The organism is Herpetosiphon sp. (genome assembly GCF_003512625.1).
GTDB lineage: Bacteria > Chloroflexota > Chloroflexia > Chloroflexales > Herpetosiphonaceae > Herpetosiphon > Herpetosiphon aurantiacus.
In genome coordinates this window covers 56,057-80,412 of sequence record NZ_DOPT01000069.1, presented here as the reverse complement: position 1 = coordinate 80,412, position 24,356 = coordinate 56,057, and the positions used below count along the sequence as shown (strand labels likewise).

20 protein-coding genes are annotated in these 24,356 nt (G+C 49.3%); 8 read left to right on the top strand and 12 right to left on the bottom strand.

Annotated elements, in window-relative coordinates:
* Nucleotides 1-33: 33 nt before the first annotated feature.
* Together DEF47_RS15295 and DEF47_RS15290 are read left to right on the top strand one after the other, a co-directional pair.
* Nucleotides 34-2,427: an Ig-like domain-containing protein gene (locus tag DEF47_RS15295; RefSeq protein ID WP_012190140.1), complete on the top strand. Its 2,394-nt coding sequence runs from the start codon at nucleotides 34-36 to the stop codon at nucleotides 2,425-2,427.
* A gap of 69 nt (nucleotides 2,428-2,496) precedes the next feature.
* On the top strand, nucleotides 2,497-4,611 hold the full coding sequence (locus tag DEF47_RS15290; protein WP_012190141.1) for a hypothetical protein: 2,115 nt from the start codon (nucleotides 2,497-2,499) through the stop codon (nucleotides 4,609-4,611).
* Between the two features lie 58 nt (nucleotides 4,612-4,669).
* On the opposite strand, the gene pyk is transcribed toward DEF47_RS15290, so the two are convergent.
* From pyk to DEF47_RS15275, 3 genes are all read right to left on the bottom strand, one after another.
* A complete protein-coding gene (pyk, locus tag DEF47_RS15285; RefSeq protein ID WP_012190142.1) occupies nucleotides 4,670-6,085 on the bottom strand; it encodes a pyruvate kinase in 1,416 nt (471 codons plus the stop codon).
* Nucleotides 6,086-6,260: 175 nt separating this feature from the next.
* Nucleotides 6,261-7,319, bottom strand: coding sequence for a non-hydrolyzing UDP-N-acetylglucosamine 2-epimerase (gene wecB / locus DEF47_RS15280; RefSeq protein WP_012190143.1), 1,059 nt, complete (start codon nucleotides 7,317-7,319; stop codon nucleotides 6,261-6,263).
* Nucleotides 7,316-7,879: an SGNH/GDSL hydrolase family protein gene (locus DEF47_RS15275; protein WP_012190144.1), complete on the bottom strand. Its 564-nt coding sequence runs from the start codon at nucleotides 7,877-7,879 to the stop codon at nucleotides 7,316-7,318. Before DEF47_RS15275 ends, wecB begins: the two co-directional genes overlap by 4 nt.
* Nucleotides 7,880-8,236: 357 nt before the next feature.
* On the opposite strand from DEF47_RS15275, the gene DEF47_RS15270 reads away from it, so the two are divergent.
* Together DEF47_RS15270 and DEF47_RS15265 are read left to right on the top strand one after the other, a co-directional pair.
* Nucleotides 8,237-8,956, top strand: a complete 720-nt coding sequence (locus DEF47_RS15270) for an ABC transporter ATP-binding protein (RefSeq protein WP_012190145.1) — start codon at nucleotides 8,237-8,239, stop codon at nucleotides 8,954-8,956.
* Complete coding sequence (locus DEF47_RS15265; RefSeq protein ID WP_012190146.1) at nucleotides 8,953-10,215, top strand: ABC transporter permease; 1,263 nt, start codon at nucleotides 8,953-8,955, stop codon at nucleotides 10,213-10,215. Before DEF47_RS15270 ends, DEF47_RS15265 begins: the two co-directional genes overlap by 4 nt.
* Nucleotides 10,216-10,269: 54 nt before the next feature.
* Here DEF47_RS15265 and DEF47_RS15260 read toward each other — a convergent pair whose 3' ends face one another.
* On the bottom strand, nucleotides 10,270-10,776 hold the full coding sequence (locus DEF47_RS15260; protein ID WP_012190147.1) for a metallophosphoesterase family protein: 507 nt from the start codon (nucleotides 10,774-10,776) through the stop codon (nucleotides 10,270-10,272).
* A 148-nt stretch (nucleotides 10,777-10,924) separates the two neighbouring features.
* On the opposite strand from DEF47_RS15260, the gene DEF47_RS15255 reads away from it, so the two are divergent.
* Nucleotides 10,925-11,920: an aldo/keto reductase gene (locus tag DEF47_RS15255; RefSeq protein ID WP_012190148.1), complete on the top strand. Its 996-nt coding sequence runs from the start codon at nucleotides 10,925-10,927 to the stop codon at nucleotides 11,918-11,920.
* Nucleotides 11,921-11,986: 66 nt separating this feature from the next.
* Nucleotides 11,987-12,571 (top strand): TetR/AcrR family transcriptional regulator, encoded by a 585-nt coding sequence (locus DEF47_RS15250; protein WP_012190149.1) that lies wholly within the window; start codon nucleotides 11,987-11,989, stop codon nucleotides 12,569-12,571.
* An 88-nt stretch (nucleotides 12,572-12,659) separates the two neighbouring features.
* Here the strand turns inward: DEF47_RS15250 and DEF47_RS15245 are convergent, their stop codons facing one another.
* Together DEF47_RS15245 and DEF47_RS15240 are read right to left on the bottom strand one after the other, a co-directional pair.
* Entirely contained in the window at nucleotides 12,660-12,875 is a 216-nt protein-coding gene (locus DEF47_RS15245) for a hypothetical protein (protein WP_012190150.1), read from the bottom strand.
* A gap of 82 nt (nucleotides 12,876-12,957) precedes the next feature.
* A complete protein-coding gene (locus DEF47_RS15240) occupies nucleotides 12,958-13,473 on the bottom strand; it encodes a hypothetical protein (RefSeq protein WP_012190151.1) in 516 nt (171 codons plus the stop codon).
* A gap of 311 nt (nucleotides 13,474-13,784) precedes the next feature.
* Here DEF47_RS15240 and DEF47_RS15235 point away from each other — a divergent pair, with 311 nt between their 5' ends.
* Together DEF47_RS15235 and DEF47_RS15230 are read left to right on the top strand one after the other, a co-directional pair.
* On the top strand, nucleotides 13,785-14,522 hold the full coding sequence (locus DEF47_RS15235; RefSeq protein ID WP_012190152.1) for a type 1 glutamine amidotransferase: 738 nt from the start codon (nucleotides 13,785-13,787) through the stop codon (nucleotides 14,520-14,522).
* A 20-nt stretch (nucleotides 14,523-14,542) separates the two neighbouring features.
* Nucleotides 14,543-15,283, top strand: a complete 741-nt coding sequence (locus DEF47_RS15230; protein ID WP_012190153.1) for a phage antirepressor N-terminal domain-containing protein — start codon at nucleotides 14,543-14,545, stop codon at nucleotides 15,281-15,283.
* 177 nt (nucleotides 15,284-15,460) lie between these two features.
* Here the strand turns inward: DEF47_RS15230 and DEF47_RS15225 are convergent, their stop codons facing one another.
* The 6 genes from DEF47_RS15225 to DEF47_RS15200 form a co-directional block, all read right to left on the bottom strand.
* Nucleotides 15,461-16,240 carry a glucose 1-dehydrogenase gene (locus tag DEF47_RS15225; RefSeq protein WP_041304503.1) on the bottom strand — a complete coding sequence of 260 codons (780 nt, stop codon included), beginning with the start codon at nucleotides 16,238-16,240 and terminating at the stop codon, nucleotides 15,461-15,463.
* Between the two features lie 50 nt (nucleotides 16,241-16,290).
* Nucleotides 16,291-17,505, bottom strand: coding sequence for a CCA tRNA nucleotidyltransferase (locus tag DEF47_RS15220; protein ID WP_012190155.1), 1,215 nt, complete (start codon nucleotides 17,503-17,505; stop codon nucleotides 16,291-16,293).
* 72 nt (nucleotides 17,506-17,577) lie between these two features.
* A complete protein-coding gene (locus DEF47_RS15215; protein ID WP_012190156.1) occupies nucleotides 17,578-21,798 on the bottom strand; it encodes a S8 family serine peptidase in 4,221 nt (1,406 codons plus the stop codon).
* Nucleotides 21,799-22,201: 403 nt separating this feature from the next.
* Nucleotides 22,202-22,705, bottom strand: a complete 504-nt coding sequence (locus tag DEF47_RS15210) for a hypothetical protein (RefSeq protein ID WP_287045218.1) — start codon at nucleotides 22,703-22,705, stop codon at nucleotides 22,202-22,204.
* 89 nt (nucleotides 22,706-22,794) lie between these two features.
* Nucleotides 22,795-23,310 (bottom strand): hypothetical protein, encoded by a 516-nt coding sequence (locus DEF47_RS15205; RefSeq protein ID WP_041304506.1) that lies wholly within the window; start codon nucleotides 23,308-23,310, stop codon nucleotides 22,795-22,797.
* Between the two features lie 166 nt (nucleotides 23,311-23,476).
* On the bottom strand, nucleotides 23,477-23,968 hold the full coding sequence (locus DEF47_RS15200) for a hypothetical protein (protein ID WP_012190159.1): 492 nt from the start codon (nucleotides 23,966-23,968) through the stop codon (nucleotides 23,477-23,479).
* Nucleotides 23,969-24,356 lie beyond the last annotated feature (388 nt).

Below are 24,356 nucleotides of genomic sequence, written 5' to 3'. Positions count from 1 at the left end.
CGCTCCCCAATCTAGCTTTGAGAGGAAGTTCCCATGTCGAGAAGTTCAAAATTAATCAGCATCGTTACCCTGTTTTTAATTATGTTAAGTGCTATCACCAAGCCAAGCGCTCCGGTGGCAGCCGTGGAGCCGCAAATTCCAAGCAGCCCTGGCACATGGAGCCAAGATTTTGGCTTATATATAAAAACTGCCGCTAACAGCTATACCCCGTTGCGCCCAATTGAATGGAATGGCACGCTGTATGCAATTTTGAATGGACATCGCAACTTTGAGTCGGGGGTTGGTTATTGGAATGACCAACAATGGCTGAAAATAGATGGCCTGAACGGTCAAGTTGATGTGCTGACGGTGCATCAAAATCGTTTGTATGTGGCTGGGCGCTTTACCATCGCTGGTAAGAACCTTAACCTTGCCTATTGGGATGGCAACTTGTGGACGGCTATGCCCATGCATGTTGTTCAAGATGGCCCGTTTTTGTTAGCAAGTTATGCCAATCAACTGTATCTTGGGAGCGAAGCCCTGTTGATCGATGATCAAGCCTATGGCAGCTTAGCCCGTTGGGATGGTGAACAGTGGCATGCGGCGGCAGCTGGCATTGAAGGTGTTGTGTTTACCATGCTTTCACGCCCCGATGGCCTCTATCTCGGCGGCTCCTTTTTATATAATGGTCAAGCAACTAGTTTACTGTATTGGAATGGTTCCCAATGGCAAACTGTTGGTGGTGGGGTTTATGGCCATGTGGTTGATTTGAAATGGGCCAATAACCAACTCTACATCAGTGGGAATTTCACCTCAACGCTTGTGCCAAGTATGCGCAATGTCGCCGCCTGGAATGGCACGAACTGGAATACCTTCGACACGGGTTTGACTGGCTGGGTTCATAATGTAACCGTTATGGATGGTGAACTCTATGCACTCCATCGGCCAACTGATAGTTCAGGCTATGAGCATCTGCATTGGGATGGGAGTGAATGGATCTTCTTAGCTGATCTTGGTTCAATGGATTATTCTTGGCTATTTTCCCCAAGAGCTGTATTTGTACAGTATAAGCAAGAGTTATTGCTGGTTGGTGAAATTAGCTATTATAGTAGTGCCGTTGAACCAACCAGCCAAGGTGATTCAACCTTACGTTGGAATGGCACAGAGTGGGAACCAATGAATTCCCATGGCTTATTGACCCGAATGGCAACTGCGATTGCCACAGTTGATGAAAATCTTTTGGTGGCATCGAGTAACTTTTACTGGAGCCAAGGTGTTGCTTCGCTAGCCCAATTTGGCAGCAATCAGCATTGGCAGAAGCTCGTTGATCGGCGATCTACTTCAGACCCGGTGCAAGCACTCGAAGCCTTTCAACAAAGCCATTTTATGGTTAGTTACTATACGCTGTACGAAGCTGCTAGCACCACCTGGAACCAAATTGGCGCGTTCCGTGTGGTTCGTGCAATTGCCCAATCCAATAACAAATTGTATGTTGCTGGTGATTTTGAGCAATTCAATGGGGTCACGGCGCATAATTTGGTGACTTGGGATGGCACGCAATGGCAAGCCTTAAATGCGCCAGCCTCATTCGATCAAGTGGTGCTAATTGAGGCCCATGGCAATCATGTGTATATCAGCGATGGCTTTCAATTGGCTCGCTGGGATGGCACGCAGTGGACAACCCTCGCCACCAATGTGGTCAATATTGGTTCAATTGAAGCAACTACCAATGGGGTCTATATCGCTGGCACCTTTAGCAGTGTTGGCGGCGTGACAGCCCCCAAAATCGCCTATTGGAATGGCACGGCTTGGTCGGGCTTGAGTGGGGTGATTAGTGGTTCAATTCTTGATCTGGAAATGGGAGCCGATGGCCTATATGTGGCAGGCAACTTTTTCGGTTTGAACAATGGCATCGTTAGCCCAGGGATTCTGCGCTGGGATGGGTCGGCATGGCATGGAGTTGGCGGTGGTGTTCAGACGTATCGATCGTTTGGTATAGTGAACAATGGGACGGTTCAGCGCTTAGCCGCCACTCCGACCCGTATGTTTATGTATGGTGACTTCAATCGGGTTGGCAACCAATATGAGTCGTATACTTTGGCCGTGTGGGAATATGGTGACGAACCATTGATCAAAGCCAAACCTGATTATGCGTTTACCAATCGCCCTCAAGCGGTTACGGTCAATGTTTTAGCCAATGATTGGAGCTACCATCCATCTCAATTGCAACTGGTGAATCTCACAGCGCCAAGCCATGGCACGGCTGTGATTAGCGGTAATTCGGTGGTCTACACACCGTATCCTCAATTTACCGGGATTGATACTCTGACCTATACCGTGCGCGATCCAATCAATGCCGTAACAACCACAGCTCAATTACGGCTCTATGTTTGGAATACCCCCAATGTTGTTTTGAATGAGCTGTATTTACCAGCAGTTATCCGATAATATTGATCTAGGTGTTGGCCTAAAATGCTAGCACCTGTCCATAGTTAGTTGAGGGCAAGAGAAAACATTATGCGAAAATTATTTCGGCGCTTAGGGCGCATTGGCGCAATCATTGGTTTATTGAGCTGCGGATTGAGCCTAGCGATTGATCCAACTCAAGCTAGGCAACCAAGTGAAACTTCAAATGCCAATTCGTGGAGCAATGAATTTGCTGGGTTTGGTATCAACGCCGACACGCGCGGATTAAGCCATCCATTGGTTTGGAATAATACCCTTTATGCAGCAGCGATTGATGGTAGTTCAATGACTGATCTTACGGGCGTTGTCTATTGGGATGGTCGGCAATGGTTAAAGCTCGGAGCCTTGAATGGCTATGTTGAAGCCCTGACGATTCACCAAGATAAGCTGTACGCTGGTGGCGTATTGAAACTTAATGGTCAAGATGTTGATCTCGCTTATTGGGATGGCACAACGTGGACTGGTTTAGCCACCGTTCTCACGAACAATTACCTGATGAGCTTGGCGAGTTACCAAAATGAGCTTTATTTGACCAGTACGCCATTGACAATCGATGGTCAAGCCTACCAAAATATTGCCCGCTGGAATGGTAGCGAATGGAATCCAGTCGGTACTGGAGTTGATGGAATTATTTTGAATGTCGTCAGTGGTGCTGATGGTATCTATGTCAGTGGCTCGCTTGAGCCGATCAATTCTCAAAATCAAGGTGGAATTGTGCGTTGGGATGGGAGCCAATGGCACGATGTTGGTGGTAGAATAACTGGCTATATCATGGATCTACAGCTAGTTGATAATCAGGTCATTATCGGCGGGGCATTTACCTCAACCACCAACATCCAAATGCATAATATTGCTGCTTGGAATGGCACAACCTGGAATACCTTTGGCAATGGGATTAACAATCCAATTGAAAGTGTGTTGCTTCGCGATCAAGGCTTGTTTGCTTTAGGTAAGCCAATTGGAATCGATGTGCCGTTATATGTTTGGAATGGCTCGGATTGGGCGATTGCAGCCCAAGCAAGCTATAAAAATTATGAGTGGCTTGAATTTCCCAAATATTCGTTGGTTGAATTTGACAATGACATGTATGCCTTGGGTGATTTATACATCTATGATCAATATTATGCGCTGAATCGTCTGGTATTTCGCGATGACCATTGGGAGTCGATGACCCCCAATGGGTTTGATAGTGCTCCACTTAACTTGAGTAACGTTGGTGAAACGATCTATGGGTATGTGCGAACCCACGCAACTTGGGGCAGTGGGCGAGGTGCTCTGATTCGTTCTGATGCTGCGACTGGATGGCAAACGTTAATTGCTGAGCCAGTTGCGAGTGTTATGAGCAATGCCGAACAACTAGAAGTAATCAGTGATACGATCTTTTTAATTCAAGCCAATCGGTTGTATCAAACTACCCAAGTTTCAACAACCTGGCTTAGCATTACGGATCAAACGGTTTTTGGCATGGCCCGTGACCAAGGCAAACTCTATGTAGCAGGTGGTTTTAGCCAATTTGCTGGGGTCAATACCAATAATTTGGCAGTTTGGAATAATGGCCAATGGCAAGCCTTGCATGCTCCAGCCACGTTTAATCAAGTAACGGTAGTTGAGGCCTTGAATGGCGTAGTCTATATCAGCGATGGCGCACAGCTAGCCCGTTGGGATGGGACGCAATGGCAAACGCTGGCTACTGGTGTGAATAGCATTCGCCAGCTTGAGGCAAGTGCTGACGGCGTGTATGTTACTGGCACATTCAGTAGTATTGCTGGAGTACCCGCCTACCAAATTGCCTATTGGAATGGCTCACACTGGTCGGCCTTGAGTGGCATGATTGATGGCCCAATCAATGATCTTGAAATGGGTGTTGATGGCTTGTACGTGGCTGGTTCGTTCAATGGCGTGGCTGGTGGGGTGGTTAGCCCAGGTATTTTGCGCTGGAATGGAATTTGGAACAGTGTTGGAGGTGGAGTACAACACCGTGATCAATATGCAAGTGGGTTTACCGTTACTAGTTTGGTTGCTACCCCAACGCGCATGTATTTGAGCGGTGTATTCGATAGCGTTGGTAATACCTACGAATCATCGAGGATTGCTGCTTGGACATATGGCGAGCCAGGCTGGGTTGCGCCAAGCTATGCAGTCTATGCACCGTTGACGGTTCGTTAAATTTGCTGAATGGAAAGCCCTAGGCCGCTCGTTATTGAGCGGCCTAGGGCTTTTTTGTTTAGATTGAAAGAATTTTGAGGAAGTTGGTTGTGCCACGCACCGCCAAGGGGTGACCGCCCGTAATCACGACCGAATCGCCGGGCTTAATTACTTGACGCTCGATCATAATTGCCCGTGCCAAGTTGCTCAAATCGTCAAGCCGCGTCACGAATGGGCACAGCAAGGATTCAACTCCCCAAAGCAAGGCCAAACGATGATAGACATCGTATTCGTGGGTCATGGCGATAATCGGCACTCGCGGGCGATCGCGGGCGACCAACCGCGCTGTAAAGCCCGATGAAGTAAATGCCACAATCGCCGCAATATCGATCGATTCGGCAATTGCACAAGCAGCATGGCTGATTGCGTGCGAGTAGGTTTCGGGGGCATCAGACGCGTTACGTTGTTGGGCATCACGTGGTGGTGCGCCGCGCTCAGTTACTTCGGCAATTCGCGCCATAATCGTCACCGCTTCAACTGGATAGGCTCCGTTGGCGGTTTCACCACTAAGCATCACTGCATCAGTGCCATCGAGAATCGCGTTAGCCACGTCGCTGGCTTCGGCGCGAGTTGGCCGTGGGTTGACAATCATCGATTCGAGCATTTGGGTCGCAGTGATCACCGGAATTCCAGCGCGATTGGCGGAAGCAATGATCAATTTTTGAATCAATGGCACTTCTTCAGGCGGCATTTCTACGCCCAAATCACCCCGCGCAACCATGATCCCGTCAGCGACGGCAACGATTGATTCGATATTATCAACCGCTTCGGGTTTTTCAATTTTGGCGATCACTGGGGTGCGATAGCCAGCCCCAGCAATTTCTTGCTTAACCAATTGCACATCTTCGGCGCGGCGCACAAACGAGATTGCCACATAATCAACCCCTTCGTGCAAGCCAAAGATCAAATCTTCACGATCTTTTTCGGTCATGGCCGGAGCACTAACGGCTACGCCAGGCAAGTTGATGCCTTGATTCTCGCGCAACATCCCGCCAGTTACCACTTCAGTGATCACTTCAGTTTTGGTGCATTCTTGTACGCGCAACTCGATCAAACCATCGGAGAGCAAAATTCGGTCGCCAGGCTTACAATCGGTGGGTAAATTTTTATAGGTGGTGTTGACGCGGCCAACCCGACCAACTTCATTTTCAATCGTAATAACGAAACTTTCGCCGGCCTTGAGCGGAATCGGCTGTTTATCAACTAATTTGCCAGTGCGAATTTTTGGCCCTTGCAAGTCTTGCAGCACTGCAATCGGGCGATTGAGCTTAATCGAAATTTGACGCAGGAGCCGAATGCGTTCTGAATGGTCGTTATGAGTACCATGGGAGAAATTTAAGCGAGCAACATTCATTCCCGCTAATGCCAACGCTGTCATTTTTTCCTCAGTATCAGAGGCTGGCCCGAGCGTGGCAACAATTTTGGTTCGGCGCATTGATGACCTCGTGTTAAGTGCGGAACACCGCGTCGGCATCTTTGGCGAAACAGTGACCTAAAGTTCTCAAGTGATGACTAATTCAATTCGCTCCAATTATAAACGAAAACGCATCCACAAGGGATGCGTTTTTAGCCGATTCTAGCAAGCTATTTTGTAATGCGCTGCGTCAAATTTAGTAATCCGACCAACTGCGAAAATGCGCTTGCAAGGTTGCTACGATCCGTTGGCCAACCCCACGTTCGCCGTAAACTGGGGAGAATTGCTGGCCTTTTTTGGCTCGCTGATTGCGCACCGCCGCGATAATTGCGGTTGGCTCGAAGCCCGTGACCACATTCGCGCCCGAATCGATCGTTTCAGGCCGCTCGGTATTCTCGCGTACCGTCACACAGGGCACGCCAAAAATATAAGCTTCTTCTTGAATACAACCACTATCAGTGATGATAATGTTGGCGTATTTTTCATAGGCCAGCGATTCAAATGGCTCAACTGGATCAAGTACCTGCACCCGACTGAGCAGATCCATGCTCAAACCATAGTGCTCCATGGCCGCCCGCGTGCGCGGATGCATCGGAAAAATCATGGCATCGAATTCTTGGGCCAGCTCATTGATTGTGCTGAAAACCTGTTGCATCAATTCGCGGCTATCGGTAAATTCCTTGCGATGCAAGGTGATGTAGGCATAAGTATCGTTGCGGCGTGGCGTGAGTTCATGGGCAAAATCATGAATCAAGTCAACCGTGGTATTGCCAATATTGAAAATTCGCCCACGCAAATCGGGAATTTTGGCCAAATAATCGGCTTGATATTGGGTGTATGAGAACAAATAATGGGCTGCGCCATCGACCATAATCCGATTGCGCTCTTCATACATGCGTTTATCGAAAGCTCGTAGACCTGCTTCAACATGGGCCAACCCAACATCGGAGTAGACTGCCGCAATTGCCCCAACCAAGGCCGCCGCAGTATCGCCATTGACCAAAATCAAATCGATGTCATGGCGGCGAATTTGCTCGCGCACCCAATCAATCGCTGCGCCGATGCTGTAGTTGCCCGGGAAAACTTCGTCGGGCATGTAGCCCATTTGGCCAAAAATCGCGGTTTGCAGCAAATGATCATGATGCTGATTGGTGTGAAGCACCACAAACGGCAAATCAGCCGCGCGTAATGCCTGCACAATCGCATAATTTTTCATCACCTCAGGCCGCGTGCCAAGCACAATCCCAATGTTCATAAATTTACAATGACCTCACAGAATGATTCGGCGACGCGCCGATTGCCATCTTCGTTGAAGTGCACTGGGTCAACGTAACAATCGCGATTTAAACCAACCATCGAAACCCAAATGGCCTTGCTAAATTCGGCAACCACTTTGCCAACCACCGCATTGTATTGTTTGCGGCGTTCAAGGGTTTCTTTGGTGAAGAAAATATGTCCATCAGCATAGATTGGCGGAATCTCGCCACAAAAAACTGCTTTATGGCCTTTAATCAAGAGGGTGCGAATAATTTGGCGATAATATTCTTCAAAAAGATCGATCGGGGTATTATTGCCGACATCGTTTGTACCAATCAACACACACGATTGATAGGTATCACTAATCGTATCAATTTCTTCGTTGAGCTTAAACCACAAGTTACGCGCAGTATAGCCATTGACACTGCGATTAATTGTGCGCCATTGATAGGGTGTGCGCTGAGTCAACATTTGGGCTAAATGTAAGGGATAACAGCCATACGAACGAGCACCAAAGGTTTGGCTATCGCCAATACATAACATATTTTGATAATGCATAATAACAATCAACCTAATAATCAAAAATAATCCCGACAGCGAATATTCCACGCAATCCGAGCAAGATTAATCTGATCATTCCCACCTCCCTCAACTCACACCCATAACCCTAACCCAGCTAGCCAGATATTAAAATTTATTTAAAATGACCAATTGCTGATTAATCTTGGGAAGCGCGGTTGATTATAGGCCAATCTGGCTATAAATAAAAGGGCCAATTTAGCTATTGACATAGCTACGTTAGTTTGATCGAGCGAGTGCTTGCTGGCAGCGTGTCATAGATGATCATAAAATTGCCCATAACAGGCGCAAATTCCTATGGTATGGTTAAGCCAGCTTATTTTCCAAGGAGTCGCTATGGGTCAAGCTAGCTCATTAATTAGAACTACCAACCTCCAACGAACCTATCAAATGGGGAAAAATACTGTCCAGGCGTTGGCTGGCGTTGATTTGGAGATTGAACGCGGCACGTTTGTGGCATTGGTTGGGCCATCTGGCTCAGGCAAATCGACCTTATTAAATGTGATTGGTGGCCTTGATCGGCCAAGCTCAGGCGAAGTGTGGGTTGATGATTTGGAGCTTGGGCGTGCCCCCGATAAAAAATTAGTCAGCTTTCGCCGCGATCGGGTTGGCTTTATTTTTCAAAGTTTTAATCTCTTGCCAACCAACCAAGCCTGGGAAAATGTGGCCTTGCCCTTGATGTTAGCTGGCCGTGGTCGCAGCGAACGGCGCAAACGGGCTGAACACTTGCTCGATCAAGTTGGGCTGGGCGATCGCGCTGATCACCGTCCGGCTGAGCTTTCGGGCGGTCAGCAACAACGGGTGGCAATTGCCCGCGCCTTGGCCAATGATCCAGTGTTGATTTTGGCCGATGAGCCAACGGGGAATCTCGATTCGCGCACGGGCCGCGATGTTTTGTTATTGATGCAACGGCTTGTACGCGAACAACAAGTGACCTTGCTGATGGTCACTCACGACATGAATGCTGCCTCGTATGCTGATCGCATTGTCCATATGCGTGATGGAGTTATTGAGCAAATTGAAATTGTTGAACGAACGGCGGAGGCTGTAGCATGACATTTGGCGATATTTTACGCACTGCTTGGAGCAATTTAACCCGCCGCAAAGTCCGCACTTCGTTAACCTCGCTGGGCGTGACGGTTGGGATTTTCACCATTGTGGTCATGCTTTCGTTGGGGGTCGGGGTTCAGCGGGTTATTCAGCAACAATTCGATGCCATCGGGCTAGAAAATGTCGTTGTTCAGCCGCGTGATGCCGAGCGCAATCCCTATACGCGCTATGTACGCCCCGAACGGGAAGTCGTGATTTCGCCTGCCAAAATTGCCGAATGGCAGCAACGCCCCGATATTGTCAGCGTTACCCCAATCGTCGATGTCAATGAATCGATCTCGAAACGGTTGGTGCTACCTGGCGATGCGACCGCAACAATTGCAGTTGGGGTTGATCCTGGGGTTGGCATCAATAATCCTTTTGAAACGCCGCCAACCGCCTTGGCTGGTGTGTTGCGCCCCACCAAAGATGGCGAAATTGTGATTTCGCAGCGAGCGTTGCGCCGTTTGGGCCTTACTGCTGAAGTTAATAATCTGATTGGTCAAGAAGTCCAGTTGGTGATGGAAACCCCGCGCGGCGAATCGCAATCGTTCGATTATACGCTTGTAGGTGTTTCAAGTGCTGATAATAATTTGGTTGCATTAACCCCCAACGATAGCATTGCCCTCAAGGCTTGGTGGTTTAACGAGCCAGATTTGTTGGCAACCGAAGGCTACGATTATGCCTTGATTCGCGCCAAAGATTTGAATGTAGCCCGTCAATTGACCAATGAACTACGAACGCAGCGCTTTCGAGTGCAATCAGTTGAAACTGTGCTTGAACTAGCCTCGAAAATTTTCTTGGTGATCAATATTATGCTTGGCTCGGTTGGTGGCTTGGCGCTGTTCGTCGCCACAATCGGGATTATGAACACCATGATTATGGCGATTTATGAGCGGACTCGTGAAATTGGTACGCTCAAGGCCATCGGAGCTTCGCGCGGCAATATTCGCACGCTCTTTATGACTGAGGCTGGCATGATTGGCTTCTTTGGGGGAGTTGTCGGTTTGCTGGGTGGTTGGGGTACGGGCCGCATCCTCAATCGCTTTGCCCTCGCCTACCTCGAACAAGAACAAGTGCCAATTCGCGGTGATTTCTTCTATATTCCACCGTGGCTGATTGCCCTGGCACTGGGCTTTGGCTTGGTAGTAGGAATTATCGCGGGCTTGTATCCCGCTGCACGTGCCGCCCGCCTTGACCCAATCAAGGCATTGCGTCACGAATAAGCTCGCTTGGTAAAGCAAATCCCCTCGCCATTGATTTGGTGAGGGGATTGCTGTTTAATCGGCATGTTTGATAAATTCGGCCATTTTGAGCGGAATAATTTCAGCGTGAAACTCACCGTTTTCCTGAATATCTAAGAAAGCCACAGTCGGCTCGCCGAGCTGGCCGCGTGGCTGCGAAGCTGAACCAGGATTGATAAACAAGACCCCTTGATATTCTTCGATTAAAGCGATATGGCTATGGCCACAAATCACCACATGCGGCAAGGGTTGCGGCAATTGGCGATACCAGCGTTTGGGAATATCGCCAATATGCTGGATCATAATCCGAATGCCTTGCACTTCAAGCGTTGTATTAATTGGGTAAATATCGAGGGCAGTATTCCAATCGACGTTGCCTGTCACCGCCGTAACCGGAGCAATCGCCCCCAAGCGTTCGATGATTGGTGGCTGTGCTCGTCCGATATCGCCTGCGTGCACAATCCCTGCTGCCCCTATAAAAAGCTGCTCGATCCGTGGGTCAAACTTGCCATGGGTATCTGAAACAATACAAATCCGTTGCATCGCGTGCCTCACCACAATCCACAAGAATCGTAATTATCATAGCATAGCTCAAAATAGCTTACTAAAATGCAATGACAGATATTGACATCTGTCATTTGATAATTTATACTTAAGCCTAGTTACGAATTTATGCGATGGAGTGATAATCATGCAAAAGCGCCAATTAGGCCGTGATGGTTTGGTGGTTTCGGCAGCAGGCTTAGGCTGTATGGCAATGTCGGGGATGTACGGGCCTTCGGATCGTGCCGAGAGTATTGCGACAATTCATTCAGCGCTTGATGCTGGAGTCAATTTGCTGGATACTGGCGATTTCTATGGGATGGGCCATAACGAACTGCTGATTAGTGAAGCCTTGCGTGAGCGTTCACGCTCCGATGTTGTTTTGAGTGTCAAATTTGGGGCAATGCGAAGCCCTGATGGTTCGTGGCTCGGCTACGATGCTCGGCCAGCTGCGGTTAAAAATTTCTTATACCACAGCCTTACACGCTTGAACACCGATTACATTGATATTTATCGACCTTCGCGGCTTGACCCGAATGTACCGATTGAAGAAACAATTGGGGCGATTGCCGAGATGGTCGAAAAAGGCTATGTGCGGCATATCGGTTTGTCGGAAGTTGGGGTTGAAACGATTCGACGAGCAGCAGCGGTGCATCCAATTGTCGATTTGCAAATTGAATATTCCTTGATGTCGCGTGGTATCGAGGCCGAAATTTTGCCTGCTTGTCGCGAATTGGGCATCGGCATCACCGCCTATGGAGTGCTTTCGCGTGGCTTGCTAAGCGGTGCTTGGTCGAAAGAACGGGTTTTGGCTGGCTCAGATTTTCGTTCCCATGGCCCGCGCTTTACTGGCGAGAATCTTGATCATAATTTAGAACTGGTTGCAGCCTTGCAAACAATTGCCGAAGCCAAGGGTGCAAGTATTGCCCAAATTGCCAGCGCATGGGTAGTGGCGCAAGGAGCCGATATTATTCCATTGTTCGGGGCACGCCGCCTACATCAATTGCACGATTCATTGACCAGCCTTGACATTAACTTGAATGCTGATGAATTAGGCATAATTGAGCGGGCGATTCCCAAAGGTGCGGCGGCGGGCGAACGCTACAATGCCTATCTGATGCAACATTTGGATAGCGAACGCTAAAGCACTTGCGATGCTGCGCTAATCGCTTAAAATGGTGCAAATCGCTTTGCTACAGGAAGACCAACTATGCACGCTGAAACGCTGACTCCCGAACGAATTTTGAATGCGACTGTTGATGTGCTGCGGCGCTATGGGCCGAATAAAGCCACAGTAGTTGATGTTGCCCGTGAACTGGGAGTTAGCCATGGCAGTGTGTATCGCCATTTCGCTAGCAAATCGGCCTTGCTCGATGCGGTTGCTGAACGCTGGTTGGCCGAAATTTCAGCGCCGTTGGATGATGTGCTGCAACGCCAAGACCGGAGTGTAGCTAAATTACGGGCTTGGCTGGAATGTTTGATGCATACCAAACAACAGCGAGCCAGCCAAGATCCGCAGCTTTTTGCCACCTATAGCGGCTTAGTGCTAGGATTGCGTCAGGTAACCGATCAACATGTGGCGCATATGATTGCCCAGATTGAGCGTTTGGTGCATGAAGGTGTGGCTAATGCTGAGTTTGTGGTGAATGATGCTAATGCGACGGCCACCGCGATTTGGCATGCGACTGCCCGTTTTCACAACCCGCTGTTTGTGGCAGCTTGGAGTGAGCCAAGCCTCGCAGCAGAATTCGAGGCGGTTTGGGAATTGATGATTAACGGTTTACTGGTACGCTAAATATCAAACTTAATCACGAATGCAGGATGTTGCTTTAGCGCTACATCCTGCATTTTGGTTAAACGAATTTCTGCTACGTGCGCCTTGCTTATTTCTTTGCGGTGGCAAGGCCAGCAATGGCTTGGGCGATCAGAATGACTTTGTGTTCGGCCAACTGACGAATTGTTTTGATTCCAAGGGCTTGTTTGAGGGCTTCAGCATCGCTTTTGCTAATTCCGGCGAGGGCATCGACTGGAGCATCGGCGAGTTCCTCGAAGCTTGAGTTTTCGAAGGCTTTGTCAAGGAAGGCTGAGAGATCGGCCATGATCAGAATCCCCCTAATGAAAGGCGTATCACGACTAGCATAGCAGGATTACTAGCTAGTGTAAATGATTTTTTGCAGGCCATCACAACACAGTAAAATTCCGATCATCGGCATACATCACTACTACGGGCGTATTGGCGGGCGGCGGCGGGGTATTACGTAAATCGTTACGAATATGACTTTGAGTTTTGGTTATGCCAATGCCCTGAGGCGAAACGAATTGATAGTTAATCACTAAATTCCAATCGCCATCGCTATCTTTTTCAAAGCGGGCATTGATAATTTGGCCAGGCAACATTTGGCCACGCTCGCGCAATGCCTTGGCCAAACGCCATGGTCGCAACACAAAGAAATAGAGGGCTAAACTACCGAACAAGCCGAATAAGATTACAAAAGCCAATTGAATTGATACCGAATTCCAATCGGTCTGCGATTCGGCTTGACCAACATCGCGCAGCAAAAAGCCCAACGCTCCACAGCCCACAAACAAAAATGGCAGGCTAAACAACAACATAAACAGCATAAATTTGCCGCTACCATAGGGTTTTTGGCGCGTTACCACGGCGGCATTCTTGGGGTCAAGTAAAAACGGCTGCATACAGTATCCTCTGATCAAACAAACTAAGACCTAGTTTAATCGTTATAGTTTATACCATTAGCAAGTGTCAATCTTCCCTCACCCCCAGCCCCTCTCCCACTGCGGCAGGTGAGGGGAGTTCCAACGCTCAAGCTAGGCTGGCTCCCCCTCTCCTCGCGTGCGGGCTAGGGGGCTAGGGGGTGAGGGATATTCATCATTGCCATCCCAATAAACCATTACAGATTCTTAGTTTAATCGTTATACGCTACGAATATCAAGTTTTTGTTAAGCAGCCGAGCGTAGTACAATGGGCGCGAATATGTGGAGGTGCTATGTACAACCTGACGATTGCGCATCTATACCCTGAGCAAATGAATATCTATGGTGATCGTGGGAATATCATCACCTTACGACAGCGCTGTGCATGGCGTGAGATTACAACAACCCTGATTCCGGTCATGCCAGGCAGTAGCATCGATTGGCAAAGTGTTGATTTGGCCTTTTTTGGTGGTGGTCAAGATAGCGGTCAAGCGTTAATTGCTGCTGATTTTGTTGAACACCAAGCCGAGCCATTACGCCGCGCCGCCGAAACTGGCATGGTATTGTTGGCAATTTGTGGTGGCTACCAACTGCTCGGCCATTATTTCCTAACTCATACTGGCGAGAAGCTGCCAGGCATTGGCTTGTTGGATGTGCACACCGTCGGCAGCACCCAACGCCTAATTGGCAATTTGCTGATCGAAGCCAATTGGGGCACTGGCCGCCAAACCTTAGTTGGTTTTGAAAATCATAGTGGCGGAACCTTCCTCGGCAAGGGCGTAAAACCCTTGGGCAAGGTGCTCGCAGGCCACGGTAACAACGGCAAAGATGGTAGCGAAGGCGCGGTTTGGCAAAATGTGATTGGCTGCTATATGCACGGCTCATTGCTGCCCAAAAACCCACACTTCGCCGACCACTTGCTGGAGCTAGCCTTGCAACGGCGTTATGGCTCAAGCACAATCCTCAGTCCACTTGACGATCAATTGGAGCTAGCCGCGCACAGCACCATGGTCGAACGTTTGCAACGCTAAGCTGTTGATAAAGGATCTTCATGCAACATTTTTATAATAGCGATCTCGGCCAGCTTCTCGCGCTTGATCCCAACCAAACCTATGCCGCTATTCCCGTCATTTGTGCCATGCTCGAAATTCCGCATGCCCCACAGATTAAGCGCATCAAAGCTCATGCGACGCTGGCAGCAGGATTACGTCAACTCAAAGTACCCAACCTTGATGGCGAGGATGAACGGCAAGCCTGTTTGCGGATTGATCTGATTCCCCTATGGGCGGCGGGGCTTGATCCCAACAGCGTTAGCGCCGAAGCTGCGCCAATTATTCAAGCGCTGAGCAGCGAAATGGCCTCAGTGCTTTGGCAAAGTTTTCGTCCACAAGCCTTTGAAACCAACGATCAACTATTGCCCAACCGTTGGGAGCAAACTCAAGCCGAGGTGGCTTATCGCGGAGCCTTGGCTGTGGCCAATCTTACTCGTGAGCAAATGTTGCTTGAGCGCCAGCTAACCGCCGATGTTGAGGCGCGTGAAATGGGCGGAATGAGCGCCGAAATCGAAGCCAATGCAATGTTATTGGCTCGCACCGTTCGGCGAGTGGCGCAGGTAGTTGGTGAGCGCTCTCGCCGCAACGAATACCCCGCAATTTTCGATGGCTTGTATCGCCAATGGGGCATTACCACCTATCGCCGTATGCCACAGGCTCGGCTCAACGAAGCCCTTGCTTGGCTCGAACGCTGGTACGGCGATGCCCTCGGCGAACCTGAGCCAATGCCCGATATTTAAAGGCAGAAGTCAAAAGTCAAAAGTCAGAAGGGAAATGAGGATATAGCCAAGAGCCAAAAGCCTATAGCCTCATTTCCTTCGTGCGCTTCGTGTCCTTCGTGGTTAAAACTAATTCCTGGCTCCTGACCCCTGATCTCTGACTCCTATGTTCTATGCTCTATGTTCTATGCTCTCAAATTAACCTAAAATTCCGCCGACCAAACTACCGCCATCCATGGTGATAACTGTGCCAGTGGTGAACGCAGCAGCATCGCTGGCTAGATATAGCGCAGCGGCGGCAACCTCATCGACTGTGCCAATTCGGCCTAAGGGCGTGCCAGCCACAATTTTTTGATTCAGATCCTCGTTATCCCACAGGGCTGAGCTAAATTTGGTTTTGATCAAGCCAGGAGCCAAGGCATTGACTCGGATATTCATTGGGCCTAATTCTTGGGCCAACTGCTTGGTCATAGCTATCACGGCAGCCTTGGAAATGCTATAAATGCCCATGGCAGTTGCCGGTTGTAAGCCAGCTACCGAGGCTACATTGATGATCGAGCCACCACCTTGCGCCTGCATGGCCTCAGCTGCTGCTTGGATCAACCAAAAATAGCCTTTTACATTGACTTCGTAGGTTTTATCCCATTGAGATGCATCGGAGTTGAGCAACGGGCCAAAGTGGGGATTGGTGGCCGCATTATTAACCACAATATCGATTCGACCCCATTCTGCCAAAGTTTGTGCCACCACCGCTTGCACTTGCTCAGGCTTACCAGTATGACAGGCCATGGCGAGTGCTGTGCCACCTGCTTGGTTAATACTATCAGCGACGGTTTGTAGGCTCTCCAATTTACGGGCACAAACCACGACTTTGGCTCCGGCTTGGGCAAAATGTTGGGCAATTGCCTCACCAATTCCGCGTGATGCCCCAGTTACGATTGCCACCTTGCCACTTAAATCGAATGTCGTCATTGGCATTACTCCTAGCTCAAGGGCGAATACATAGCCTTAAATAATCCACAACTATCTTAGCAAAGATTCGGGTTTTCTCGTTCAAATTGATCAAGTTGGCCTTCACGAGCCTCGGCCAGCAAGGTTTTATACTGTGGGCCAGCAGCAATTCCTTGGGCTTGCAGATCACGCCCAGTCAAGGCGCTAGCAATTGGCCGTAGGTATTGCAAATAATACTTAATTCGGCGTTGAATTGATGTTGCCTGATTACTTGCCCATACTTCAAGCAGCAACGGCGCAAATGGACTCAGCAAACGATCAAGTTGGCCTGCCGCGAGCGTGGTTCGATTTAACGTTGCTACAAGCGCCGCCAGTTCAGGCCATTGTTCAACCATCAAGCGAATCGGCTTGGCCAAACTAAACCGCTGGGTTTGGGTTTGGGCCGCGCTGGGGGACAATTGGCTCATCAACAGCAACCACACAATCGCCAATTGCTGATCGGGCTGGCTGGCAAGCACCATTTCAGCCTGTTGATTGAGACTGCTTGACCAGCCGCTACCAAACAATTGCCCAAGCACACCCCAACTATCCGCCAAACTTAACGCCGCCAAAGCGCTTGGCTCGGTGAGCAACAAACCTAGCTCATTCCACAAACGCGCAGGTGTAGTTTGATCAAGCCATGGCAAGGCTTGCTGCAACAGTGTAGCGGTCTGCGGTTCAAGTTCAAAATTCAAACGGGCAGCAAAGCGGATCGCACGGAGAATGCGGGTTGGGTCATCGATGAAACTCTGATCATGCAACACCCGAATCAAACTCTGTTGGAGATCAGCATAACCATGCTGTGGATCAATTAATAGGGTTGGCTGGTTGGCGAGGCGTAAAGCCAGACAATTGATCGTAAAATCGCGGCGGGCCAAATCAGCAGCTAAATTGGCAAAACTAACGACTGGTAAGGCCGCCGGTTGGGGGTAGTATTCACTGCGGGCTGAAATTAAATCCAAGCTGCAAACACCAGCTGCATCCTGCCAACTCAGGGTAGCGGTGCCAAAGGGCGGGTGGATATGCAGTTGATCTGGCCAAACGGTGGCCCAAATCTCGGCCAGCATAATCGCGTCGCCTTCAACCACAATATCAATATCGCCAACTGGTCGCTCTAGCAACCAATCGCGCACACAACCACCGACCAGATAGCAGGCTAACCCCTGAGTATCGGCAGTTTGGATCAACCATTGTAAACGTTGTTGTAATTCAGCGCTTGCTTGGCGTAAAAAAGGATTCAAATCATACAACATTGAGCGATCTCAACAAAAAAATGCCCTCACTCGCATTGAGTGAGGGCATTGTAACCGACAATTGGTCAAAACTTACGACTTGCTAACCAATGGCATGAAGATCTTGAACACTGCTTGAACTGCTTCGATAGCCACAGCTTCAGTGCTGGTATTGCTATCAGCAGCTGAGCTATATTCAAGGTTATTGGTCAAGACACCAGCTTGGGTTGCGCGAGCGCGGTAGCTGAACGAGCGCAAGCCTGGTGCGCCAGCACCCAATGAGGTACAGATGGTTGCACCTGCGGTTGGCAAGTTGGCGGCGGTCGAGCTATCACCACTGTAGTAGTAGGTGTTGCCAACCGTACCAGTCAAGTTTTCGATCCCAACGGCTGCACCATCGGCGAAGGTGGTCAAATTGCCAGTGAGCGAACCGTAAACGGTACAGAACTCTGACTCAATGCCATCAGCGCGGGCATAGTTGGTAAAGTTGAGGTTTGAAGTTGGATCGTCATATTGTTGGGCATCTTCGTATTCAACTGCAACATACGGTACAGTTGGATCGTTTGGATTGACCCCATCAACAATCAAGATGTAATACTCACCACCACCAGTATCGGTAGCTGAAGAACCATCCAAGTCCAAGTCCGTCCAAAGACCAGCGTACACTCCGTTAGGAGTTGCTGAGTTTGGCATATCTTGGGCAACATAGTTGGTATTGCCTGATGGAAGCGTTGGGTCGAATTGAATCAAACCGTTGCTCCATGGGCGAACAGCGCCATAATTCACATCGTAGGCGCGAACAAGGTACGTGCCTAAGGTGAAGTTTGGTGCGGTTTCGTCACAGGTAGTACTGGCAGCAGCACAAATCGCAATAGCGTTGGCATCAGCTGAAACATCGAAGTTATCGAATGCTACGCCACCATCGCGGCTATCGCTGAAGGTATAACCAGTTTCAGCACCATTAACCAAACCACTCCAAGTAACCGTGCGGGTTGATGCGTTGTAGCTCGCGCCAGCAGGCAAGCTGCTCACATCAACTTCCAAGCCAACTGGCAAGGTGCTGGTTACATAGAAGGTATCGTTCATTGCGCTGTAGTTAGAGAGATTCACGGTGTAGGTGACATATTCGCCAACATCAACCATGGTATCGCTAACATCAACACTGACTTCGGCTTCCAACACTTCGAGGGTGAAGGCGGTACGACCAATGCTACCTGGGCTAGCTGGGCTGGTGCCAAGGTCGAATTCGCCGAACCAGACATCACCAGCTTCGAGAGCTGGCTCATCCCAGTGAATATCAACACTGAATGGTTCGCTGCCTGAAACATTGGCTGGACCAACAACATCCCAGTTGCCAAGGTTGCTGCCAGGTACGTAGTAGATATCAACCGTGGTTGAGTCGGGAGCAGCAGGTGAAGCCTGCCAGTTTTGGACAACCACAATGTAGTTACCAGCCGTTGGGTTGTTGATCGTGACGGTTTCGTAAGCCGATGAGGTTGCTGATTCAGCAACTTGTTCACCTGCTTGAGGAATCCCGTCGCCGTTAGCATCGCGGACAACAAACAAGTCGATGTCTTCTGATGCGGTATCGGTGATCTTAGCGACAAACTTGCTTGCGCCAGTAGGCACTTGCAATGCGCGATAGAAGACACCGTTGGTCAAGCTATCGTATGGGTTACCATTGGTGGTATCGCCAGTGATAACTTCGGTTGCGCGAACACCCTTGGTCAAGCCAAATTCGCGGATGGTCAGGTTGGTTACGTTGAGGGCGCTAAAGCCACCAGCAGTCACCATACCCGTATCGCGGCGGGTGGTTGCAGAAACACTCTCGGGCACGCCACCAGCGCTCGCCTTGACGGCAATTGGGAAGTGGACGGCTGGAGCACGGTTTGCGGCTTCGGTCAAGCGGAATTCGCCAAACTTCCAAACGCCGTTGATTGGTTGGCCAGCAACATTGGCCTTGATCGTGATAACTTGGGTTCCACCAGCAGGAATGGTGAAGCTGGCTGGAGTTGCAGTTACCGTTACAGGCGAGGTTGAGCCACTAACATTCCAAGTTGCAGGAACGTTCAAGGTGTTCTTGACTGTCCGTGTCCACGTACATTCGACTGGGCACGATTCGTTAGCAGCACTTGCAATGTTCAAGGTTGCAGGGTTGCCACCAGCTGATGGGTTAGCATTGATGAAGTTTGGAATGGTTTCATCAAGCACCAAGCCAGCGCTGAATACTTTGGTCAAATCGACGCGGCCAGCACCCATGTTGAATGGATCGGCAGCGGTTACACCATCGGGCTTCACAACGCTGGTCTTAGCAGTCGTCATCAAAGCCGATTTGATTTCGAATGGAGTCCAAGTTGGGTATTTTTGGCGCATCAAAGCGGTCACGCCAGCGTTGTGCGGGCTTGACATTGAGGTACCACCGATAACTTGGAACAATTCGCCATCAGCGAAGCCATCATCCCAAACGAATGCAGTATGACCAGCGTTGACATCAACACCGATCAAAGTTACGTCTGGTTTGAGCACGTTCTTGATGGGCGAAGGACCCATTGAGCTAAAGCCGGCCATCTTATCGCCAGCGCCCATAACCTTGACACCGCCATCAGCTTTACCATTAACAGTGCCTGATTGGACATAGGTTACCAAGGCTTCGCCAGCAACGCTTTCCAAGGTTGCATTCTTTTCGAGGTGAATACAAACTTTGGCGCAGTAGTCGGCAACAATACCTTGGTTATCAGCAGCGTTGACGATGATCCCACCGCCAGCACCACCAGCAAACACGTTAGCGTATTTGAGCACCCGGGCGTTGACACCACGGCGACAAATCACGATATCGGTTGCGTTGAAGGTTCCTGGTGCATAGGGTTGTTGACACAAGCTTGGGGCAACACTTTCGCCTGCTTGCACTGGAGCCAACTTGATTTGGCCAGTGACTGAGCCTGGGTAAAGTGAAGCACCAACCAATGGTGACGGAGCTGTGCCCGTACCACCGCTCAAGTTGCTTACATAGCCTTTGAATTCGCGGGCTTGGGTGCTTGCAGCAACGGTGATCAACCATGGTGAGTTGTGAGCAACGCTCCCAACCGTACCAGCGTTACCAGCCGAGGCGCTAACAATCACACCAGCAGCGTTAGCGTTACGGAATGCAATTTCAACCGCATCGGTCCATGGTGAGTTACCACCACTGATCGAGAAGTTCAACACATCAACGCCGTCGATCAAGGCTTGGTCGATTGCATCAACCGAGTCGCCACCGTTACAACCGCCGTCATCGCTGATTGCTGGATCTTCTTCCCAACAAACTTTGTAGGCAATGATTCGGGCGCGTGGAGCAACCCCTGAAACGGTGCCGAATGGTGAAGCAGTGCCACCATTACCACCAGCAGTGGTAGCGGTGTGGCTGCCGTGGCCATCTTCATCCATTGGTGAATCAACTTCACCAGGGAATGCGATGCCGCCACCGTTATACCACCAAGCCCCGATTAGTTTGTCGTTACAAGCGCCAAACGAACCATCTTGAGCTTGTGGGTTGGATGGAGCACAAACGCCTTTGTAGCCACCTGGCCACGCGCTGTAATCGCCACCAACTGGTGATGGATCGCGCAATGATGGGTGGATACCAGTCGTGGTCAAGGTGCTCGAAGGGTTGTAGATCCCGCTATCGATCACCCCAATCACAATGCCTTCACCAGCGTTCGTGCCGGTGCTGCCACCACCAAGGTTTTGCCAAAAGCTTGGCGTACCAATGAATTGGTTGCTGCTATCTGTATCGAGTTTTTCAACTTTGGCAACTTCAACTGATGCAACATCAGGGTGGTTGCGCAAGACGGTAATCGCTGAAACATCAACATCCAAGAACATCCCGTTCAAGGCAACTTGATAATCAGCAATTTGTTTGATTTGGTTTGATTTGGCCTGCACATCCTTGAGGAAGCTGGCGTGCTGAGCTTCAAGATGTTTCAAGTAGGCTTGTGATTCAGCCGCCTTGACATCAAGCTTGGCGCGGCCAGTTTGCGCATTGGCGGTAGCCTTCAAACCCTTAACTTCGCCAGCATAGGTTGCCAACGGAGCTTCGTGGAATTGAACAATAACTTTAACTTTGCCAGACTTGGGGAAATCACCATACAATGGGGCAATTGTGGGCTTGCTTGAACGATTAGCACTGGCTTGGTTCACTTGAACCGAATCAGTAGCCGTTTCCACAACGGGCTTGAGGGGTTCTGCCGCCCGTGTGACATTGTTAGCGCTCAAATTGCCCGCTAACATGGTTAACAACGCTAAGACCGTTGCTAAACGAGTGTAACGATGTTTCACTACCAGTTACTCCTTCAGCTATATCGAATTCAGACCTGGGCGAGTTGGGAATACTACGACGAAAATCAACCTCCTTATCGACAGTGCCTTAATTCGCATATCAATCTATAGCCTGAACCAAATCAGCGTTAATCCTGATTTGGCAGATGATTGCAGATAAACCCCGTGGCTGAAAGTTGTACAACCTCTTTGGGGAGAACTTGAAATATCACGCTCCGATGGCTCTCAAATGGAATGGAAAAGCGGTACTTAATGGTGATTGCTGATATGCTGCGCTTTATTATAACACAGTCTCTTTGGCATGATGAAATGATTAAGGGGGGATTATTAGGGTAATCGTAGTTTCTGTAGTTGGACGATCAGCCAGTAATCATGTTAAGAACGACAAATTCTCTTCCGTTGCTCATTTCTTAAGATCTGCACACCTTATAGTGGTCAAAGTCGATGCATCCGTAATATAGCCAACGCCAAACCCGAAACCCGTCGGTTGTTGATACCAGCTAGCCTCCACATAGAGGGTATAGTCTCCTTCTTGGGTAATCGGAGCTGTCCATACTTGCTGAAACACGGCTCCATTGGCGGCTAATCGCGCAGGCGGATCAATTGGTTCCCAATAGTAGCGTTGTTTTGCATCACCCAACGGTCCTTCTATATAAAAACGGGTCTGGGCAAAATCAAAGTCAACACTACCTGCTTCAATCTGCATAACAATCGGTTTGGATTCCTGTGATTCCCAGCAGTTTTTGGCCGTCTGAACCACCGCGTTTGGACCAAATATATTCCCCCCTTGCTGCAAGGCATACTCTACCGGCCCTGCAGTTGGGTTAACAGGTTGCAGACTTATTCGCCCACATGCCACCAACAGAAGCATAATCACGAGGAACCTGAGTATGGTAATCCGCAGCACAACCATTCCTCCTTCTATAGATAAGCTATCGAAAACAGCGAAGAACCACCTTTTAATATAGATCGTGACTCCATTATCTCATTCAACAGCTACTTGAGATCGGCACGCGGTATCTTTCTCGTGGTATGCTGATTAACAAGATATCCAACCCCAAAGCCGGCAGGCAGTGGAGTAATAGACCCCTGATCATCCTCCCACCTGAGGAGATAGCGACCTTCTATGGTCAGTGTGATCGTCCAAGTTGTTTGAATCATCGGTTCGCCGACCTTAATTAGGGGAGGAAGACCGTCTGGTTCCCAATCGATCTGGGAAAGATTGGGAGAACTACCAGACTCCAACGGCCCTTCCACAAATAACCTTGATGTTCGTATATCCAAATCCCGTGTTCCTGCTTGCAACGTGAGGTGTATCGGAATCGGCTCATTCAGGGAAAAACAATTTTTTGCTAGCTCAATTGCTGCATCTGGACCAAATTGACTGCCGACATGCTTATCGAAACGCAAGCTGATGGAATCAAGGGGCGGATCTGGTTCTCGATTAATCGTGATACACGACGCGAGCATAAAAACCAACAACAAGAAAATGAAGCCATTATACCGTTTCATACATCTGCTCCCACCAAGACCCGCGTTATAAACTACCAAACCTTGTTGTCACTACAACGCGCTATTTATGCATTGATCAACCTGAACAAATGGTCAATTGTACGCCATTTAGTACCATCAAGATCGATCGAATGACTTCTCACGATGAACTGACGAACGGAGATAGTTATTCTGTTTCGAGTTGATTACATGGAATATTGACATCATAGAAATTCCGCAGATAGGTGATACCAAACGCCATCCGTGTGATTTTTTCACTGGTTGGATTGCCAATCACGAGCATATATATTCCCGGCTCGAGGTCGGGAAGTTTCCAATCGTACTGCTGTGCTGGATCGCTGACTCGAAGCACAGCCGCTGTGGGAGGATTCCAGACAAAGCGTTGCACTGTATCGGTATACAGCGGACCTTGCACAATGAATGAGCTCTGCGCAAGATCAAGATCGATGTTGCCTGCTTGCAGGGTGATGTGCATGGTGATTGATTCATGCAGATCGAAACAGTTCTTGGGAAGATAGATGCTTGCGTCATCACCAAAGTAATTCCCTACATCGTTAAGGCGATACGTTATTGGCCCTGCAGTTGGATCAGGTTGGCTTGGCCCACATGCCGCCAAAACCAGAACCAACAAGCCAAGAATCAAGCTGTAACGTTTCATATCGAATCCTTTAAGCCGAGTCTCAGCAAGCCGCCAACCATTCCCATCCAGCAGCTCTATGCACGAGTTGATGAGCCTGAACAAATGGGTTATACATTAATTGATTAGCACATCAATCAATCCCTTTCACCCATAACGATCATGGTGTGATTGAGATGGTGAAGAGATTTTACCAAGTAGGGAATGATTAGGGGAAATAGCGCAGCTTCTCTTACATCTCGCTGGCGATTATACAACATCCACGGCTACTCTGTCGCGGGGATTTGATGGTTTATGCCCTCACCCCTATCTCCCCTTCCAAGGCTAAGTTTCTGCTATGAACCACGGAATCAGAGGTTCATCGATGGATAATTGCTCACCACAAAATGTCCTTGAGGGGGTGCAGGGG

Bases quoted from the DNA above. Each gene is read 5' to 3' on its own strand.
- DEF47_RS15295 (WP_012190140.1), top strand. From the start codon at position 34: ATGTCGAGAAGTTCAAAATTAATCAGCATCGTTACCCTGTTTTTAATT.
- DEF47_RS15290 (WP_012190141.1), top strand. From the start codon at position 2,497: ATGCGAAAATTATTTCGGCGCTTAGGGCGCATTGGCGCAATCATTGGT.
- pyk (WP_012190142.1), bottom strand. From the start codon at position 6,085: ATGCGCCGAACCAAAATTGTTGCCACGCTCGGGCCAGCCTCTGATACT.
- wecB (WP_012190143.1), bottom strand. From the start codon at position 7,319: ATGAACATTGGGATTGTGCTTGGCACGCGGCCTGAGGTGATGAAAAAT.
- DEF47_RS15275 (WP_012190144.1), bottom strand. From the start codon at position 7,879: ATGCATTATCAAAATATGTTATGTATTGGCGATAGCCAAACCTTTGGT.
- DEF47_RS15270 (WP_012190145.1), top strand. From the start codon at position 8,237: ATGGGTCAAGCTAGCTCATTAATTAGAACTACCAACCTCCAACGAACC.
- DEF47_RS15265 (WP_012190146.1), top strand. From the start codon at position 8,953: ATGACATTTGGCGATATTTTACGCACTGCTTGGAGCAATTTAACCCGC.
- DEF47_RS15260 (WP_012190147.1), bottom strand. From the start codon at position 10,776: ATGCAACGGATTTGTATTGTTTCAGATACCCATGGCAAGTTTGACCCA.
- DEF47_RS15255 (WP_012190148.1), top strand. From the start codon at position 10,925: ATGCAAAAGCGCCAATTAGGCCGTGATGGTTTGGTGGTTTCGGCAGCA.
- DEF47_RS15250 (WP_012190149.1), top strand. From the start codon at position 11,987: ATGCACGCTGAAACGCTGACTCCCGAACGAATTTTGAATGCGACTGTT.
- DEF47_RS15245 (WP_012190150.1), bottom strand. From the start codon at position 12,875: ATGGCCGATCTCTCAGCCTTCCTTGACAAAGCCTTCGAAAACTCAAGC.
- DEF47_RS15240 (WP_012190151.1), bottom strand. From the start codon at position 13,473: ATGCAGCCGTTTTTACTTGACCCCAAGAATGCCGCCGTGGTAACGCGC.
- DEF47_RS15235 (WP_012190152.1), top strand. From the start codon at position 13,785: ATGTACAACCTGACGATTGCGCATCTATACCCTGAGCAAATGAATATC.
- DEF47_RS15230 (WP_012190153.1), top strand. From the start codon at position 14,543: ATGCAACATTTTTATAATAGCGATCTCGGCCAGCTTCTCGCGCTTGAT.
- DEF47_RS15225 (WP_041304503.1), bottom strand. From the start codon at position 16,240: ATGCCAATGACGACATTCGATTTAAGTGGCAAGGTGGCAATCGTAACT.
- DEF47_RS15220 (WP_012190155.1), bottom strand. From the start codon at position 17,505: ATGTTGTATGATTTGAATCCTTTTTTACGCCAAGCAAGCGCTGAATTA.
- DEF47_RS15205 (WP_041304506.1), bottom strand. From the start codon at position 23,310: ATGAAACGGTATAATGGCTTCATTTTCTTGTTGTTGGTTTTTATGCTC.
- DEF47_RS15200 (WP_012190159.1), bottom strand. From the start codon at position 23,968: ATGAAACGTTACAGCTTGATTCTTGGCTTGTTGGTTCTGGTTTTGGCG.